The sequence below is a fragment of the Streptomyces sp. Inha503 genome (genome assembly GCF_047215865.1).
GTDB lineage: Bacteria > Actinomycetota > Actinomycetes > Streptomycetales > Streptomycetaceae > Streptomyces > Streptomyces lycopersici.
Genome location: NZ_CP178360.1, coordinates 1,610,960 through 1,628,798 on the forward strand (window position 1 = coordinate 1,610,960; position 17,839 = coordinate 1,628,798).

Below are 17,839 nucleotides of genomic sequence, written 5' to 3' on the forward strand. Positions count from 1 at the left end.
ATAGTCTGCAACAAAACCATCTGCTACGGTCACTCCTGTCGCGCCTACTGACAGGAGTGTCCGCATGTCCGCCACCTCTTCCGCCCCACCATCTCCCCGCGTTCCCCCTTCACGCCGACTGGCCCTCGGGGTCATCGCCACCGGCATGCTGATGGTGATCCTCGACGGCAGCATCGTGACCGTGGCCATGCCCGCCATCCAGAGCGATCTGCGGTTCTCCCCCGCCGGGCTCAGCTGGGTCGTCAACGCCTACCTGATCGCGTTCGGCGGTCTGCTGCTGCTCGGCGGCCGTATCGGCGATCTCATCGGCCGCAAGCGTGTATTCCTCGTCGGCACCGCGGTGTTCACCGCGGCCTCGCTGCTCGCGGCCGTGGCAACCTCCCCCGCGGTGCTCATCGCCGCACGTTTCCTCCAGGGCGTCGGCAGCGCGATGGCCTCGGCGGTCAGCCTGGGCATCCTCGTCACGCTCTTCAGCGAACCCGCCGAACGGTCAAGGGCGATCGCCGTGTTCAGCTTCACCGGCGCCGTCGGAGCGTCGATCGGCCAGGTGCTCGGCGGGCTCCTCACCGACGCGCTCGGCTGGCACTGGATCTTCCTGATCAATCTGCCGATCGGGCTGCTGACGCTCGCGGTCGCCATACCCGTCCTGCCCGCCGACCGCGGGCCGGGCCTCGCGGCCGGCGCCGATGCCCTCGGCGCCCTGCTCGTCACGGCCGGGCTGATGCTGGGCATCTACACCGTGGTCAAGGTGGCGGACTACGGCTGGACGGCGGCGCGCACACTCGCCCTCGGCGCCGTCTCGATCCTCCTGATCGCCCTGTTCCTGGTCCGCCAGGCCACCGCCCGGACCCCGCTGATGCCCCTGCGGATCCTGCGGTCGCGCGGGGTGGCGGGGGCCAATCTGGTCCAGCTCCTGATGGTGGCCGCGCTCTTCTCGTTCCAGATCCTCGTCGCCCTCTATCTGCGCAATGTGCTGGGGTACGACGCCACCGGAACCGGTCTGGCCATGCTCCCGGCCGCCGTCGCCATCGGCGCGGTGTCCCTCGGCGTCTCCGCGCGGCTCAGCGCCCGCTTCGGCGACCGCGCGGTGCTGCTGACCGGGCTGGCCCTCCTGACCGGCGTCCTCGGCCTGCTCGTCCGCGTCCCCGTACACGCCCGGTACGTACCCGACCTCCTCCCGGTGATGCTGCTCGCCGCCGGGTTCGGGCTGGCGCTCCCGGCGCTGACCAGCTTTGGAATGTCCGGCGCGAAGGAGGACGACGCCGGGCTCGTCTCCGGGCTGTTCAACACCACCCAGCAGATCGGCATGGCACTGGGCGTCGCGGTGCTGTCCACCCTGGCCGCCTCCCGCACGGACGCCCTGCTCGTCCGGGGCGAGGGCCGGGCCGAGGCGCTGACCGGCGGCTACCACCTGGCCTTCGCCGTCGGCACTGGGCTCATCGTGGCGGCCTTCGCGGTGGCGTTCACCATACTGCGAGGACCCGCCAAGAGCCCGGCGAACGGCGCCGAGACGAAGCCCGGCCCCCCGCGTGGCAAGCGGGCTTCCGGCCTGGGCGACGATGAACATCGCGCCCGGGCCGTACGTACCGGGGAATGTGAACGCACCTGGTGAGTGCGCCGGGTGACCGGTGAGGAGGGCTCGGGTGTCCGCCCCTTGGACGAGGAGAGATACCGTGAAAGCACATCGTCTGCCGTGCCGCCCGCGGTGGATCGGCGCCCTGGCCGTCGCCACCTCGGCACTCGCCCTCGCCACGGCGGCCCCCGCCCTGGCCCACACCGAGGTGAGCGCCTCCGACTCCCGCGCCCTGGCGAAGAACGTCACGCTGACGTTCGAGTCGGAGGCGGAGGACCAGGGGGCCGGTTTCACCGAGATCCGGACCGTGCTGCCCAAGGGCATCGACCCCGGCGATGTGAGGCTGAAGCAGGCGCCGAAGGGCTGGAAGCTGAAGCCCACCGATGACGGCTACTCCGTCGGCGGCCCGGCGCTCGCACCCGGCGAGAACGCCGAACACAGCGTCGTCGTACGGCAGTTGCCCGATGCCACATCGCTGGCCTTCAAATCCGTGGACACCTACGAGGGCGGCAAGGTGTCCCGGTGGATCGAGGTGGCCCGCGCCGGAGAGCCGGAGCCGGAGAATCCCGCCCCGCTGCTCAAGCTCAAGCCCGCGGCCGCCGGCGCCACCCCGGACGCCTCGCCCTCGGCCTCGCCCTCCCCGAAGCCGGAGCGCGGGGCGCCGAGCCCGGACGGCAAGGAGCCTTCGAAGGCCGCGACCTCCGACGGCGGATCCGCGTGGCCCGCCGTGGGCATCATCGTCGGCGTCTGTCTGTTCGCCCTGGCCGGAGGGTTTGTGCTGTTCCAGCAGCGGCGCGGCTCGGGCGGGTCGGACACGGAATGATCCGAGGGCCATCGGGGTCCTCGCCACGCCGAGCGGAGCGCGGGTTTGCTGCCGGGGCGAGTGGTAACGCGGTGAACATGACCGAGAAGAAGAACGCACACACTACCCGGAGCTCCAACGTGAACGCGAAGGCCACCGCCACGAGGCCGAAGGAGACCGCGGAAAAGGCCAAGGACACCGCGGGCAGGGCTGAGACCACGGCGAGGACCGCCGCGACCGGCGCGGCGACGACCGCGGCGCACACCGCTCATGTCGCCGCCGACAAGGCCCAAGTGGCCGCCGGGAAGGCCATGACCACCGGTCGCGCCGTGGCCACCGAGGCGCCCAAGAGGGCCGCATCGGCGGCGGGTTCGGCCTGGATGGCGATCAAGGCGCGGAAGGTCCTGGCAACCGTCGCCGGTACCGGTGCCGCCGCGGCGGGCGCCACCACCGCGGTGGTCCTGCGCAGGCGCGCGGCTCGTCGTCGCCGCCCGCTGGCACGGCTGACCGGCGGCCGGCTCGGCTCCTGATATCGCACCTTCGACTGATATCGCACCTTCGACGGCCCCCTTACGCAAGCGACTTGCAATTCTTGCGCTATGCTTGCGTGCATGACGCGACGACTTGCTGAAGTGGCGAAGAAGGTGGGGGTCAGCGAGGCCACGGTCAGCCGGGTCCTCAACGGCAAGCCCGGGGTCTCCGAAGCCACCCGGCAGGCGGTGCTGTCCGCGCTGGACGTCCTCGGCTATGAGCGGCCCACGCAGCTGCGGGGCGACCGGGCCCGGCTGGTGGGGCTGGTACTGCCCGAGTTGCAGAACCCCATCTTCCCGGCGTTCGCCGAGGTCATCGGCGGGGCGCTGGCCCAGCTGGGGCTGACTCCGGTGCTGTGCACCCAGACCAGGGGCGGGGTCTCGGAGGCCGATTACGTGGCCCTGCTGCTGCAACAGCAGGTCTCCGGGGTGGTGTTCGCGGGCGGGCTGTACGCGCAGGCAGACGCACCGCATGACCACTACCGGCAGCTCGCCGAGCGCAACATCCCCGTGGTGCTGGTCAACGCGGCCATCGAGCACCTCGGCTTCCCGGCCGTCTCGTGCGACGACGCCGTGGCCGTGGAGCAGGCATGGCGGCATCTGGCCTCCCTCGGCCATGAGCGGATCGGGCTGGTGCTCGGGCCCGGTGACCACATGCCGTCGGCGCGCAAGCTGGCCGCCGCGCGGGCGATCGCCGGTCACCTCCCCGATGAGTTCGTGGCCCGGGCGATCTTCTCGATCGAGGGCGGCCACGCCGCGGCCTCCCGGCTGATCGACCGGGGCGTCACGGGCATCATCTGCGCCAGCGACCCGCTGGCCCTGGGCGCGATACGAGCGGCGCGCCGCAAGGGGCTCGGCGTGCCGTCGCGGGTGTCCGTGGTCGGCTACGACGACTCCGCGTTCATGAACTGCACCGAGCCGCCGCTGACCACCGTCCGCCAGCCCATCGAGGCCATGGGCAGGGCGGCGGTGGAGGTGCTGAACTCGCGGATCGGCGGGGTGGCCGTGCCCGCCGAGGAGCTGTTGTTCGAGCCGGAGCTGGTGGTGCGCGGCTCCACCGCCCAGGCGCCGCGGGAGTGAGGAGGCGGAGGACCGTCGAGGGGTGATCAAAAGGGTGGTCGAGAGGCCGCCGACAGGCTCAATCCATCTGATTCGCAGTGCAGTTGAATAATTACAGAATCTACGCGACATCTTGCGGGCCGATGTCGTCGGTGCTTGAGTGTGCGGCGCACTCACGGTTGTGTGCGCCCCGCTCGCGGCCGTGGTGCTTCCCTGCTCCTGTACAGAGGGGTCCACCCATGAGAAGCACCGGGTTCCGTCGTACTCTCATCGCGCTCAGCACGTTCTCCCTCGCCCTCACCGCCTGCGGCGGGTCGGGCGACGGCTCGGCGGGCGGAAAGACGCGTATCACGGTCAACTGCATGCCGCCCAAGAGCGCCAAGGTCGACCGCAGGTTCTTCGAGGAGGACATCGCCTCCTTCGAGAAGCAGAACCCGGACATCGACGTCGTCGCGCATGACGCGTTTCCCTGCCAGGACCCCAAGACGTTCGACGCCAAGCTGGCCGGGGGTCAGATGGAGAACGTCTTCTACACGTACTTCACCGATGCCGGACATGTGGTCGACATCAATCAGGCGACCGATCTCACTCCGTACGTCAAGGAGTTGAAGAGCTACCCGACCCTCAGCAAGCAGCTGCGCGACATCTACACGGTCGACGGCAAGATCTACGGCATCCCGCGCACCGGCTACTCCATGGGTCTGATCTACAACCGCAAGCTCTTCGAGAAGGCCGGACTCGACCCCGACAAACCGCCGATGACCTGGGAGGAGGTCCGCGCCGACGCCAAGAGGATCGCCAAGCTGGGCGGTGGCACGATCGGCTACGCGGACTACAGCGCCCAGAACCAGGGCGGCTGGCACTTCACGGCCGAGCTGTACTCACAGGGCGGCGACGTCGTCGGCGCGGACGGCAAGAAGGCCACCATCGACACCCCCGAGGCGCGGGCCGTCCTGCGGAACCTGCACGACATGCGCTGGGTGGACGACTCGATGGGCAGCAAGCAGCTCCTGGTCATCAACGACGCCCAGCAGCTGATGGGCTCCGGCAAGCTGGGCATGTATCTGGCCGCGCCCGACAACCTCCCGATCCTGGTGAAGGAGAAGGGCGGCAACTACAAGGACCTCGCCATCGCCCCCATGCCCGGTGGCAAGGCCACGCTCATCGGCGGCGACGGCTATATGTTCCAGAAGAAGGACACGCCCGCCCAGATCCGGGCCGGCCTCAAGTGGCTCGACCACATGTTCCTCACCCCGGGCAAGGGCTTCCTCGGCGACTACGTCCGCGCCAAGAAGCGACACGCCCCGGTGGGCCTGCCCGAGCCACGGCTGTTCACCGGCGCCGCCGACACCAGGGACCAGCGGATCAAGAAGGCCAACGCCAATGTCCCCGTGGGCAATTACCAGACCTTCCTCGACGGCAACCAGAAACTGCGGATGAAGATCGAGCCGCCGCATGCCCAGCAGATCTACTCCGTGCTCGACGGGGTCGTCTCCGCCGTCCTGACCAAGAAGGACGCCGATGCCGACCAGCTGCTGAAGGAAGCCTCCGGCAAGATCGACAGCATTCTGGCCCGGGGCTGACCCGATGACCAAGACCGCTGCGCGGCCGCCCGCCGGGGCGATCGCCGTCCACCCCGTGCAGGCGCCGCCCCCGGCGGGGGGTCGGGGGCGGCGCCGTCTCGCCGATCAGATCCGGGCGTATGGCTTCCTCCTCGGCGGCCTGATCTGCTTCGCGCTGTTCTCCTGGTATCCGGCGATCCGCGCGGTCGTGATCGCCTTCCAGAAGTACACGCCCGGCTCGTCCCCCGAATGGGTGGGCACCGCCAACTTCACCCGTGTCCTGCACGATCCGGAGTTCACCGCGGCCTGGCGGAACACCCTCACCTTCACCCTGCTGGCGCTGCTCATCGGCTTCGCGATCCCGTTCCTGCTCGCCCTCGTGCTCAATGAACTCCGGCACGCCAAGGCGTTCTTCAGGGTCGTGGTCTATCTGCCGGTGATGATCCCGCCGGTGGTCAGCGCCCTGCTGTGGAAGTGGTTCTACGACCCGGGCGCCGGGCTGGCCAACGAGGCGCTGCGCTTCCTGCACCTGCCCACCTCGAACTGGTCCAACGGCGCCGACACCGCCCTGGTCTCCCTCGTCATCGTGGCCACCTGGGCCAATATGGGCGGCACCGTCCTGATCTACCTGGCGGCGCTACAGTCCATCCCCGGTGAGCTGTACGAGGCGGCCGAACTGGACGGTGCGGGCCTGCTCCAGCGCGTCCGCCACGTCACGATCCCCCAGACGCGGTTCGTGATCCTCATGCTGATGCTGCTCCAGATCATCGCAACCATGCAGGTCTTCACCGAGCCGTTCGTGATCACCGGTGGTGGCCCGGAGAACGCCACGGTCACCGTCCTCTACCTGATCTACAAGTACGCCTTCCTCTACAACGACTTCGGTGGCGCCTGCGCGCTGAGCGTGATGCTGCTCGTGCTGCTCGGCGCCTTCTCCGCCCTCTATCTGCGGCTCACCCGCTCCGGGGAGGACGGCGCATGAGCGGCACCCGGACCCTCGTCTCCCCCGCCGCCCTGGCCCGCCCCCGTGGCCGGGCCGCCTACTGGACGGTCTTCACCGCCGTGGTGGTGCTGTTCGCCATCGCCTTCCTCTTCCCCGTCTACTGGATGGTGACCGGTGCGATGAAGTCGCCGGACGAGGTGGCGCGGACACCGTCCACCATCGCGCCGGAAGAGTGGCACCTCAGCGGCTACAGCGACGCCTGGGACCTGATGCAGCTTCCGCAGCACTTGTGGAACACGATGGTCCAGGCGGCCGGTGCCTGGCTGTTCCAGCTGGTCTTCTGCACGGCCGCCGCCTACTCCCTGTCCAGGCTGAAGCCCGCCTTCGGCAAGGTGATCCTCGGTGGCATCCTGGCCACGCTGATGGTCCCGGCCCAGGCGCTGGTCGTGCCGAAGTACCTGACCGTCGCCGACCTGCCGCTGATCCACACCAGCCTGCTCAACGACCCGCTCGCGATCTGGCTGCCCGCCGTCGCCAACGCCTTCAACCTCTATCTCCTCAAGCGGTTCTTCGACCAGCTCCCGCGCGATGTCCTGGAGGCCGCCGAGATCGACGGCGCCGGAAGGCTGCGCACCCTGTGGTCGATCGTGCTGCCCATGTCGCGTCCGGTGCTCGGCGTTGTGTCGATCTTCGCGCTGGTGGCGGTGTGGCAGGACTTCCTGTGGCCGCTGATGGTCTTCTCCGACACCGGCAAGCAGCCGATCAGCGTGGCACTCGTCCAGCTGTCGCAGAACATCCAGCTGACCGTGCTCATCGCCGCGATGGTCATCGCCAGCATCCCGATGGTCGCGCTGTTCCTCGTCTTCCAGCGGCACATCATCGCCGGGATCAGCGCGGGCAGCACGAAGGGCTGACACCGCCCCCACGAAGGGCTGACACCGCCCCCTCGACAGAAAGGCTCCCACCGTGGCCCAGCCCACCCCTGCCCGGACGCCGGACGACTGGTGGCGCTCCGCCGTCATCTACCAGGTGTACGTACGCAGCTTCGCCGACGGGGACGGCGATGGCACCGGCGACCTCGCGGGCGTCCGCGCCAGGCTGCCGTACCTCGCCGAACTCGGCGTCGACGCGCTGTGGTTCAGCCCCTGGTACCAGTCGCCCATGAAGGACGGCGGCTATGACGTCGCCGACTACCGCGCCATCGACCCGGCCTTCGGCACCCTGGCCGAGGCGGAGAAGCTCATCGCCGAGGCCCGTGAGCTGGGCATCCGCACCATCGTGGACATCGTGCCGAACCACGTCTCCGACCAGCACCCCTGGTGGCGGGCCGCTCTCGCGGGCGGCGCCGAGCGCGAGCTCTTCCACGTCCGTCCGGGCCGCGGCGACCATGGCGAGCTGCCGCCCAACGACTGGACGTCGGAGTTCGGCGGCCCGGCGTGGACCCGGCTGCCGGACGGCGACTGGTATCTGCATCTGTTCGCCCCCGAGCAGCCGGACCTCAACTGGGCCCACCCCGCCGTACGCCAGGAACACGAGGACATCCTGCGCTTCTGGTTCGAGCGGGGTGTCGCGGGGGTGCGCGTCGACTCGGCCGCCCTGCTGGCCAAGGATCCCCGGCTGCCCGACTTCGTCGCGGGCCGCGATCCCCATCCGTACGTCGACCTCGATGAGCTCCATGACATCTACCGGTCCTGGCGCGGCGTGGCCGACGAGTACGGCGGTGTGTTCGTCGGCGAGGTGTGGCTGCCGGACAGTGAGCGCTTCGCCCGCTATCTGCGCCCCGACGAGCTGCACACCGCCTTCAACTTCTCGTTTCTGGCCTGCCCCTGGGACGCCCGGCGGCTGCGCACGTCGATCGACGAGACGCTCGCCGAACACGCTCCCGTGGGCGCGCCCGCCACCTGGGTGCTGTGCAACCACGATGTGACCCGTACGGTCACCCGCTACGGGCGCGAGGACACCGGTTTCGACTTCGCCACCAAGGCCTTCGGCACCCCCACCGACCTCGCCCTCGGCAACCGGCGGGCGCGGGCCGCCGCCCTGCTGTCGCTGGCCCTGCCCGGCGCGGTCTATGTCTACCAGGGCGAGGAACTGGGCCTGCCCGAGGCCGACATCCCCCGCGAGCGCATCCAGGACCCGATGCACTTCCGCTCCGGCGGCACCGACCCGGGCCGCGACGGCTGCCGGGTTCCGCTGCCGTGGGTGGCGGAGGCGCCGTACGCCGGTTTCGGCTCGCGCGAGGAGCCGTGGCTGCCGCAGCCCGCGCACTGGTCGGCGTACGCGGCCGAGCTACAGACGGAGGATCCGGGCTCGATGCTCGGTCTCTACCGCGCGGCGATCCGCATCCGCCGGGCCACCCCCGGCTTCGGCGACGGGCCGCTGACCTGGCTCCCGTCGGCCGACGGTGTCCTGGCCTTCACCCGTGACCACGGCCTGGTCTGCGTGGTCAACCTCGCGGACAGCCCCGCCGAGCTGGACGGCACCTCCCGGCTTCTGCTCAGCAGCGGCCCGCTGGACGACCGGGGCCGCCTTCCGCGGGACACGGCGGTCTGGCTGCTCCGCTGAGCGGCCACCCCCCGCACCGCGCTATCCCACCACCCCCACCATGAAGGGATCAGCACATGCACCGCAGCAGTACCGCATCGGCATCCACCAAACGCCTGTCGGCGATCGGCGTGGCCGTCGCCCTCGCGGCCGGCACGCTCGTCACCCTGACCCCCACGGCGGCACACGCGGCCGCGGGCGCCTCCCTGCCGTTCACCTCGGCCGAGGCCGAGTCGGCCACCACCACGGGGACGAAGATCGGCCCCGACTTCACCCAGGGCACGCTCGCCTCCGAGGCGTCCGGGCGCCAGGCCGTCCGCCTCGCCTCCGGGCAGCGCGTGGAGTTCACCGCGCCGCGCGCCGCCAACGCGGTGAACGTGGCCTACAGCGTGCCGGACGGCCAGTCGGGCACGCTGAACGTCTATGTCAACGGCACCAAGCTGGCCAAGACCATCGCGGTCACCTCCAAGTACTCGTACGTGGACACCGGCTGGATCGCGGGGTCGAAGACCCACCACCTCTACGACAACGCCCGGCTGCTGCTCGGGCGACACGTCCAGGCCGGTGACAAGATCGCCTTCGAGGCGGCGAACACCCAGGTCACCGTGGACGTGGCCGACTTCGAGCAGGTCGCGGCCGCCGCCGCCCAGCCCGCCGGATCGGTGTCCGTCACCTCCAAGGGCGCCGACCCCAGCGGGCAGGGCGACTCCACCCAGGCGTTCCGGGACGCCATCGCCGCCGCCCAGGGCGGAGTGGTCTGGATCCCGCCGGGTGACTACAAGCTGACCTCCTCGCTGAACGACGTCCGACACGTCACCCTCCAGGGCGCCGGCGGCTGGCACTCGGTGGTGCACACCTCGCGGTTCATCGACCAGTCCAGCTCCTCCGGCAGCGTGCACATCAAGGACTTCGCGGTCATCGGCGAGGTCACCGAGCGCGTCGACTCCAACCCCGACAACTTCGTCAACGGCTCGCTCGGCCCGGGCTCCAGCGTGTCCGGCATGTGGCTCCAGCACCTGAAGGTCGGTCTGTGGCTGATGGGCAACAACGACAACCTGGTGGTCGAGGACAACCGCTTCCTGGACATGACGGCCGACGGCCTCAACCTCAACGGCACCGCCAAGAACGTCCGGGTGCGGAACAACTTCCTGCGCAACCAGGGCGACGACGCGCTCGCCATGTGGTCGCTGAACTCGCCGGACACCAACAGCAGCTTCGAGGGCAACACCATCTCGCAGCCGAACCTCGCCAATGGCATCGCGATCTACGGCGGTACGGACATCACGGTCAAGAACAACCTCATCTCCGACACCAACGCCCTCGGCAGCGGTATCGCCATCTCCAACCAGAAGTTCATGGACCCGTTCCACCCGCTGGCCGGCACGATCACGGTCGACGGCAACACGCTGGTCCGCGCGGGCGCCATGAATCCCAACTGGAACCACCCGATGGGCGCCCTGCGCGTCGACTCCTACGACAGCGCGATCGAGGCCACCATCAACATCACCAACACGATCATCACCGACAGTCCGTACAGCGCATTCGAATTCGTGTCCGGCGGCGGCAGGGGCTACCCGGTCAAGAACGTCAATGTGTCCGGCGCGACCGTGACCAACCCCGGAACGGTCGTCGTCCAGGCCGAGGCGCCGGGCGCGGCGAAGTTCAGCGATATCACGGCGTCCAGCGTCGGCGCGGCGGGCGTCTACAACTGCCCGTACCCGTCCGGCTCCGGCACCTTCAACCTCACCGACGGCGGCGGCAACTCCGGCTGGAGCAGTACCTGGTCGGACTGTTCCAGCTGGCCCCAGCCCGGCCAGGGCAACCCGGATCCCGAGCCGGGCCGCAACCTCGCCAAGGGCCGCCCGGCCACCGCGACCGGCTCTTGGGACGTCTACACCCCCGGGAAGGCGGTCGACGGCGACGCGAACACCTACTGGGAGTCGGCCAACAACGCCTTTCCGCAGGCCCTGACCGTGGACCTGGGCTCCGGCCAGGCGGTCCGCCGGCTGGTGCTGAAGCTGCCGCCCTCGTCGGCGTGGGGCGCCCGCACCCAGACCCTGTCCGTGCTGGGCAGCGCCGACGGCTCCGGGTACTCGACGGTGGTGGGCTCGCAGGGCTACCGCTTCGACCCGGCGTCCGGCAACAAGGTCACCGTCGCCCTGCCCGACGGGACGAACGTGCGGTACCTGAGGCTCAACGTCACCGGCAACACCGGCTGGCCGGCGGCCCAGGTCAGTGAGGTGGAGGCGTATCTGACCTCCTCGTGACCCCCTCTTCGCGCCGGGGAGCGAGGTGTGGATCAAGGTCATCACCAGGGGTGCTTGCATGATCATGCGTAAGACTGCATACTCCTGCTGTGTCCAAAGTTCTCACCTCCCTCCCTGTCGGCGAACGCGTCGGGATCGCCTTCTCCGGCGGCCTCGACACCTCGGTAGCGGTCGCGTGGATGCGCGACAAGGGCGCGGTGCCCTGCACCTACACCGCCGACATCGGCCAGTACGACGAGCCCGACATCGCCTCGGTCCCCGGGCGCGCCACGACGTACGGCGCGGAGGTCGCCCGTCTGGTGGACTGCCGGGCGGCCCTGGTGGAGGAGGGGCTCGCGGCCCTCGCCTGCGGGGCGTTCCACATCCGCTCCGGCGGCCGCAGCTACTTCAACACCACCCCGCTCGGGCGGGCGGTCACCGGCACCCTGCTGGTGCGCGCCATGCTCGAGGACGATGTGCAGATCTGGGGCGACGGCTCCACCTTCAAGGGCAATGACATCGAGCGGTTCTACCGCTACGGCCTGCTGGCCAACCCCTCCCTGCGGATCTACAAGCCGTGGCTGGACGCCGACTTCGTCAGCGAGCTCGGCGGCCGCAAGGAGATGTCGGAGTGGCTGCTCGCCCATGACCTGCCCTACCGGGACAGCACGGAGAAGGCGTACTCCACCGACGCCAACATCTGGGGCGCCACCCACGAGGCCAAGTCGCTCGAGCACCTCGACACCGGTATCGAGATCGTGCAGCCGATCATGGGCGTGCGGTTCTGGGACCCGTCGGTCGAGATAGCGGCCGAGGACGTCACGATCGGCTTCGAGCAGGGCCGCCCGGTGACGATCAACGGCAAGGAGTTCGCCTCCGCAGTCGATCTGGTGCTGGAGGCCAACGCCATCGGCGGCCGCCACGGCATGGGCATGTCGGACCAGATCGAGAACCGCGTGATCGAGGCCAAGAGCCGGGGCATCTACGAGGCACCGGGCATGGCGCTGCTGCACGCGGCGTACGAGCGGCTGGTCAACGCGATCCACAACGAGGACACCGTCGCCACTTACCACACCGAGGGGCGCCGCCTCGGCCGGCTGATGTACGAGGGCCGCTGGCTGGACCCGCAGGCGCTGATGGTGCGCGAGTCGCTACAGCGCTGGGTCGGTGCGGCGATCACCGGCGAGGTGACGCTGCGGCTGCGGCGCGGTGAGGACTACTCCATCCTGGACACCTCAGGACCGGCGTTCAGCTACCACCCGGAGAAGCTCTCGATGGAGCGGACCGAGGACTCCGCCTTCGGTCCCGTGGACCGGATCGGCCAGCTGACCATGCGCAACCTCGACATCGCCGACTCGCGCGCCAAGCTGGAGCAGTACGCGGGTCTCGGCATGGTCGGCAGCTCGCATCCGGCGCTGATCGGCGCCGCGCAGGCGGCCTCCACCGGGCTGATCGGCGCGATGCCGCAGGGCGCTTCCGAGGCGATCGCCTCGGACGGGCAGGTGTCCGGGCAGGACAAGCTGCTCGACCGCGCCGCGATGGAGTTCGGCGCCGACTGACCTCCCCGCTCCCCTGGCCCACCGCCCATCCGCGCCCGAGCGCGGATGGGCGGTGGCGTGTTCCGGCCGGGCCAGGTCAGTGCACGGGCCGCTCCGCCGCGCCGCCGCCCAGGCCGTCGACGTACGAGGCGATCCAGGCCAGCGGGGCGTTCCAGTTGATGGTGATCTCGTTGGTGGAGAACGCCATCAGGCTGTCGGTGTAGCACATCGCCGGGGCGCAGCCCTTCAGCTTCTTCTTGGCCACCGGGTCCTGGAGCCCGGAGTTCGGACCGCCCGCCAGCGAGCCGGGCGCCGGACGCGGCAGCCGGTGGTCGCGCTGGTGGGCCCAGAAGCGGTGGTGCTGGTTGTGCGAGTCCCGTTCGCCGTGGCCGGTGACATAGGACTGGTTGAGCGGGTTGCCGCCCAGCAGATAGTCCATGCCGCGGAGCACCGCGTCGAGGTAGCGGTCCTTGCCCGTCAGGTCGTGCGCGGTGGCGAGCACGATCATGTTGTTGAGCACCTGGCTGTTGGAGCCCCACTCGTACTTGCCGTCCTTCGGCGCGTACGGCACGCCGTACGCCGACTTCGCGGAGTCCGCGGCGTAGCGGTCGGCGGCCTTCGCCACCATCGCGCGCGCCTCGGCGCGCTGCCGCTCGGTGAGCTTGTTGGGGACGGTGGCCAGGTCCAGCGCTCCGAGCCCCGCGGTCGAGGCCCACGACATGCCGCCGCCGCGCGGGAAGAGCGCGCCCACGTCGCGGTGGAGCGGCGAGTCGAGCACCGCCTTGGCGTAGCCGTGGTCGCCGGTGGTGATGAACAGCTCGGCGGCCGCCCAGTAGAACTCGTCGCCGACGTACCGGTCGCCGTAGGCACCGCCGCCCGTGGAGTCCTTGTCGCTGGCGTAGATCTTGGGATGTGCCTTGGCCGCGTCCCACGCGGCCCGGGCCGCGTGCAGACAGCGGGCGGCGAACTCCGGGTCGTAGGACTTGAACAGCCGGGCGCTCTGCGCGGCGGACGCCGCCAGGTTGAGCGTGGCCGCGGTGGACGGCTTGTGCAGCTCGCGCTGTTGCTGGTCCTGGTCCGGCCGGGTCGGGAAACCGGTCCACTGCTTGTCGTGCACCTTATGGAACGCCATACCGGCGAGCGGCTTGCCCTTCGGCACCTGCATGCGCAGGAGGAATTCCATCTCCCAGCGGGCCTCGTCCAGGATGTCCGGGACGCCGTTGCCGCGCTCGGGCACCCGGAGCCGGCCATCGCCCAGCGGCGCGGCGTCGACGCCCTTGGTGGTGCGGGCGCGCTCGTACGCGGACATCAGCTGGGCCACCGAGATACCGCCGTTGACGACGTACTTGCCCTGGTCACCGGCGTCGTACCAGCCACCGGCGACATTCCGGCGGTAGTCGCACACGCCCTTGACACACGGGACGTCGGTGTCGCCCCGGTGCGGGGCCGCCTTGTCATGGCCGGCGGGACGGGCGTACTTGGCACCCACGAGGTCCGCGTCGATCTTGATGCCGCTGCGGTTGTGGTAGAAGTACGCGAGCGCGTCGCTCCGCAGCGTGTCGTAGAGGTGGTCACCGATGGCGAACGGCTCGCTCTTCTTCCCGTCGATGGTGACGGTGTACCCCTCGCCCGCGTCCGTGACCTCGCTGAAGTCGAAGGTCTGGACGTTTTGCCGGGAGCTGGGGTCCACGCCCGCGGGAGTGGTGGCACCGCTCGCCCGCTCGGTGCCGTCGGCGGCCCTGAGCGTCCAGGTCAGCGGCTTGGTTGCGGGGGTGACCACGGTGCCCTTCTTGGGGCCGTGGGTCAGATAGCCGACCTGGTTCACCCGCACCGGCGAGCCGGTGTCGGCCTTGGGAGCGGCCGTCCCGGCGCCGTGCCGCGCGTGGTGGTCCACGGCGCCCGCCGCGGGTGCGGCCAGGGCGCCGAGGGTCAGTCCGGCGGCGACCGCCGCGCCCACCATGCGCCGGCGGCGGCGGTCGGTCCGGTCAGTGGTGATCCGTACGCGAGGAGCAGTAGCAGACAAGACTTGAGCACTTCCGGGGTTCGGCGTCTTTTTCCGTCCCTCAGAGGCTAGGAAGAGGCCCTGGCCTGGAGCTTCGTACGCTTAGCCGAAATCCGGGTACACCAGGTGACCGAGGCCGGCCTCCTTCGATCGAGGTATCGGGGAAGCTGAGCCACGGTGGCGGCGGGCTACCAGCGGGCGAGGTCCGCCTGGAAGGACGGGTCGAAGCGCCGCATGTACCCGGTGTCATCGCGGTTGCGCAGTCCGCACCGTACGTATTGCTCATGCAGGCGCGCCAGGGCGTCCGGGTCCAGCTCCACGCCGAGGCCGGGGGCGCCGGGCACGGGCACCGCGCCGTCCACGAAGGTCAGCGCGCCGTCCACGATCACGTCCTCGGTCTTCCACGGCCAGTGGGTGTCGCAGGCGTAGGTGAGGTTCGGGGTGGCCGCGGCCAGGTGGGTCATCGCGGCCAGGCTGATGCCCAGGTGCGAGTTCGAGTGCATGGACAGGCCCATGCCGAAGGTGTCACAGATGCCGGAGAGCAGCTTGGAGCGGCGCAGCCCGCCCCAGTAGTGGTGGTCGGAGAGGACGACCTGGACGGCGTCGGCGGCCACCGCGGGGGCCAGCTCGTCGAAGGCGACCACGCACATGTTGGTGGCCAGCGGCATGGGGACCTCACGGGCGACCGCGGCCATGCCGTCGATCCCGGGGGTGGGATCCTCCAGGTACTCCAGCACGCCCTCGAGCGCGCGCCCGACCTTCACCGAGGTCTCCGTCGTCCAGACGGCATTGGGGTCCAGGCGCAGCGGATGGCCGGGGAAGGCGCGGCGCAGCGCCCGGATCGCCTCGATCTCCTCCTCGGGGGGCCGGACGCCGCCCTTCAGCTTGATCGCGGTGAAGCCGTAGTCGTCCACCATCCGGCGGGCCTGCGCCACGATGGCGTCGGGGTCGAGGGCCTCGCCCCACTCATCGGGCTCCTGGCCGGGGTGGGCGGCCCACTTGTAGAAGAGGTACGCGCTGAACGGGACGGCGGACCGCACGGCGCCGCCGAGCAGGTCGCTGACCGGGCGGCCGATGGCCTTGCCCTGGATGTCCAGGAGCGCCACCTCGAACGGGGAGACGACGCGGTCGACGGTGCTACTGGTGGTGATCATGCCGGTGAGCCCGGAGCCGCCGGAGCCGCCCACGCGGTCGATGACCCGCTGGACGCGCTGGTGCAGCTCCTCGGTGGCGAAGGCGTCCAGCCCGACGATCTCCTGCCCGACGGCCGCCAGGCGCTCCAGGTGGAGCTCGTCCGCGTAGGTCTCGCCGAGCCCGGTCAGGCCGGCGTCGGTGTGGATCTGCACGATCGAGCGGAGCGCGAAGGGCTCGTGGACGCCGACGGAGTTGAGCAGGGCCGGGTCGCGGAAGGCGACGGGGGTGATGGTGACATCCGTGATGGGCAGGGGTGCTCCGTCAGACATCGACGTCCATTCATATGGTTGAACAGATGGTAGGTGTGTGAACCCTATCAAGCGGCGTGCCCCGCCGACGAGCAGCCAAAACACCGGCCATAACTCATGTGATTCCGCGTGGAATTGTTGCTTCCGGAGTCATTGACCAGGGGAAGGGGTGATCGTATGGTCTGCACCCCACTGCCAGTGGGTTCATGTGCATGAACGAAGCGAGGAGAGCCGCCATGGTGAATCCCCCCGCCCCCGACCGCGACCCGGCCGCCTCCTCGGAGCTCGTCCAACGGTCCGTGACCAAGTTTCTGCGACGTGTGATGCCCATCCTGGTCATCATGCTCGTGGTCAACCAGATGGACCGCACCAACGTCGGCTTCGTCCAGGACGACCTCAAGGCCGACATCGGCATCGGAAGCGCGGCCTACGGGCTCGGCGCCGGGCTGTTCTTCATCGGCTACGCCCTGCTCGAAGTCCCCAGCAACATGCTGATGGAGCGCTTCGGCGCCCGCGTCTGGCTCACCCGGATCATGATCAGCTGGGGCGCGGTGACCGTCCTCATGTGCTTCATGACGGGGGCCACCTCCTTCTACGTCCTGCGGTTCCTGCTGGGCATCGCGGAGGCGGGGTTCTTCCCCGGGGTGATGTACTACCTCACCACCTGGCTGCCGGACTCCGCGCGCGGCCGGGCCAGCGCCATCTTCCTCGGCGGCTCGGCCACCGCCTATATCGTCACCGGTCCCATCAGCGGCGCACTGCTGGAGATGCACGGCCTGGGCGGATTCGCCGGCTGGCGCTGGATGTTCGCGCTGGAGGGCGCCATCTCCATCACCGTGGGCCTCGTCGCCGCCTTCTTCCTCGTCTCGCGGATCAAGGACGCCCGCTGGCTGAGCGCCGATGAGAAGGCCGCCCTCAGCGCGGCGGTCGAGCGGGACCGCGAGGCGCGCAGCCGCGAGCCTCAGGTGTCCAGGCTGCGGCTGGTGGTCCACCCCCAGGTGGCGCTGCTGACCGGCGTGTTCTTCGCCATGGCGCTCACCGGATACGCGATCACCTTCTGGCTGCCGAGCCTGGTGGACGACATCGGCGGGCTCTCGTCCTTCCAGATCGGGCTGCTCACGGCGATTCCGTGGATCTGCGCGGTCATCGCGATGTACACGATGAGCCGCTACACCGACCGGGTGCCGGACCGTCGGCCCTACCTCGCCATCGTGCTGGTGCTGTCCGCCATCGGCACCTTCCTCGCCACCCTGGGCTCCCCGTGGTTCGGGCTCGCGGCCGTCACCCTGGCCGCCGTCGGCAGCAAGTGCGCCGCCAACCTCTTCTGGCCGCTGGCCCAGTCCACGCTCGACCTCAAGGTCACGGCAGCGGGGCTCGCCGTCGTCAACTCCCTCGGCAACCTCGGCGGCTTCGTCTCCCCCACCCTCTTCGGCTATCTGGAGGAGACGACGGGCAGCACCAACGGCGGCCTCTACGCGCTCTCCGCGGCCTCGCTGCTCGCCACCGTCGGCGTCTACTTCATCCGCCGGGGCAGCGGCCGTGGCGGGGCCGAGGCCGCCGCGCCCGACCCCGTCCGGACCGCCTCCGGGTGACCCCCG

General features: G+C 69.9%; 13 protein-coding genes. 11 read left to right on the top strand and 2 right to left on the bottom strand.

Translation table 11 applies throughout. The features are described from left to right. The first annotated feature begins 64 nt into the window (after positions 1-64). From ACJX2R_RS06615 to argG, 10 genes are all read left to right on the top strand, one after another. The gene (locus ACJX2R_RS06615) at positions 65-1,612 is read left to right on the top strand and encodes an MFS transporter (protein WP_413099232.1); all 1,548 of its coding nucleotides are present in this window, start codon (positions 65-67) and stop codon (positions 1,610-1,612) included. A 61-nt stretch (positions 1,613-1,673) separates the two neighbouring features. Beyond that, a complete protein-coding gene (locus ACJX2R_RS06620; protein WP_413099233.1) occupies positions 1,674-2,396 on the top strand; it encodes a DUF1775 domain-containing protein in 723 nt (240 codons plus the stop codon). A 77-nt stretch (positions 2,397-2,473) separates the two neighbouring features. Beyond that, complete coding sequence (locus ACJX2R_RS06625; protein WP_413099234.1) at positions 2,474-2,905, top strand: hypothetical protein; 432 nt, start codon at positions 2,474-2,476, stop codon at positions 2,903-2,905. 81 nt (positions 2,906-2,986) lie between these two features. Beyond that, complete coding sequence (locus ACJX2R_RS06630; RefSeq protein ID WP_413099235.1) at positions 2,987-3,985, top strand: LacI family DNA-binding transcriptional regulator; 999 nt, start codon at positions 2,987-2,989, stop codon at positions 3,983-3,985. A gap of 218 nt (positions 3,986-4,203) precedes the next feature. Beyond that, positions 4,204-5,547, top strand: coding sequence for an ABC transporter substrate-binding protein (locus ACJX2R_RS06635; RefSeq protein WP_413099236.1), 1,344 nt, complete (start codon positions 4,204-4,206; stop codon positions 5,545-5,547). A 4-nt stretch (positions 5,548-5,551) separates the two neighbouring features. Continuing rightward, positions 5,552-6,508, top strand: coding sequence for a carbohydrate ABC transporter permease (locus ACJX2R_RS06640; protein ID WP_413099237.1), 957 nt, complete (start codon positions 5,552-5,554; stop codon positions 6,506-6,508). Then, positions 6,505-7,383: a carbohydrate ABC transporter permease gene (locus tag ACJX2R_RS06645; RefSeq protein ID WP_413099238.1), complete on the top strand. Its 879-nt coding sequence runs from the start codon at positions 6,505-6,507 to the stop codon at positions 7,381-7,383. Before ACJX2R_RS06640 ends, ACJX2R_RS06645 begins: the two co-directional genes overlap by 4 nt. A 52-nt stretch (positions 7,384-7,435) precedes the next feature. Beyond that, positions 7,436-9,034, top strand: coding sequence for a glycoside hydrolase family 13 protein (locus ACJX2R_RS06650; protein WP_413099239.1), 1,599 nt, complete (start codon positions 7,436-7,438; stop codon positions 9,032-9,034). 56 nt (positions 9,035-9,090) lie between these two features. Next, the gene (locus ACJX2R_RS06655; RefSeq protein ID WP_413099240.1) at positions 9,091-11,280 is read left to right on the top strand and encodes a discoidin domain-containing protein; all 2,190 of its coding nucleotides are present in this window, start codon (positions 9,091-9,093) and stop codon (positions 11,278-11,280) included. Positions 11,281-11,369: 89 nt separating this feature from the next. Further along, positions 11,370-12,818, top strand: a complete 1,449-nt coding sequence (gene argG / locus ACJX2R_RS06660; RefSeq protein WP_262700191.1) for an argininosuccinate synthase — start codon at positions 11,370-11,372, stop codon at positions 12,816-12,818. 76 nt (positions 12,819-12,894) lie between these two features. On the opposite strand, the gene ACJX2R_RS06665 is transcribed toward argG, so the two are convergent. Both ACJX2R_RS06665 and ACJX2R_RS06670 read right to left on the bottom strand, forming a co-directional pair. Further along, positions 12,895-14,757: a glycoside hydrolase family 9 protein gene (locus ACJX2R_RS06665; protein ID WP_413105786.1), complete on the bottom strand. Its 1,863-nt coding sequence runs from the start codon at positions 14,755-14,757 to the stop codon at positions 12,895-12,897. A 230-nt stretch (positions 14,758-14,987) separates the two neighbouring features. Continuing rightward, a complete protein-coding gene (locus tag ACJX2R_RS06670; protein WP_413099241.1) occupies positions 14,988-16,262 on the bottom strand; it encodes a glucarate dehydratase family protein in 1,275 nt (424 codons plus the stop codon). A gap of 215 nt (positions 16,263-16,477) precedes the next feature. Between ACJX2R_RS06670 and ACJX2R_RS06675 the strand changes: the two genes are divergently transcribed. Next, positions 16,478-17,833 carry an MFS transporter gene (locus tag ACJX2R_RS06675; RefSeq protein ID WP_413099242.1) on the top strand — a complete coding sequence of 452 codons (1,356 nt, stop codon included), beginning with the start codon at positions 16,478-16,480 and terminating at the stop codon, positions 17,831-17,833. Positions 17,834-17,839: the final 6 nt, after the last annotated feature.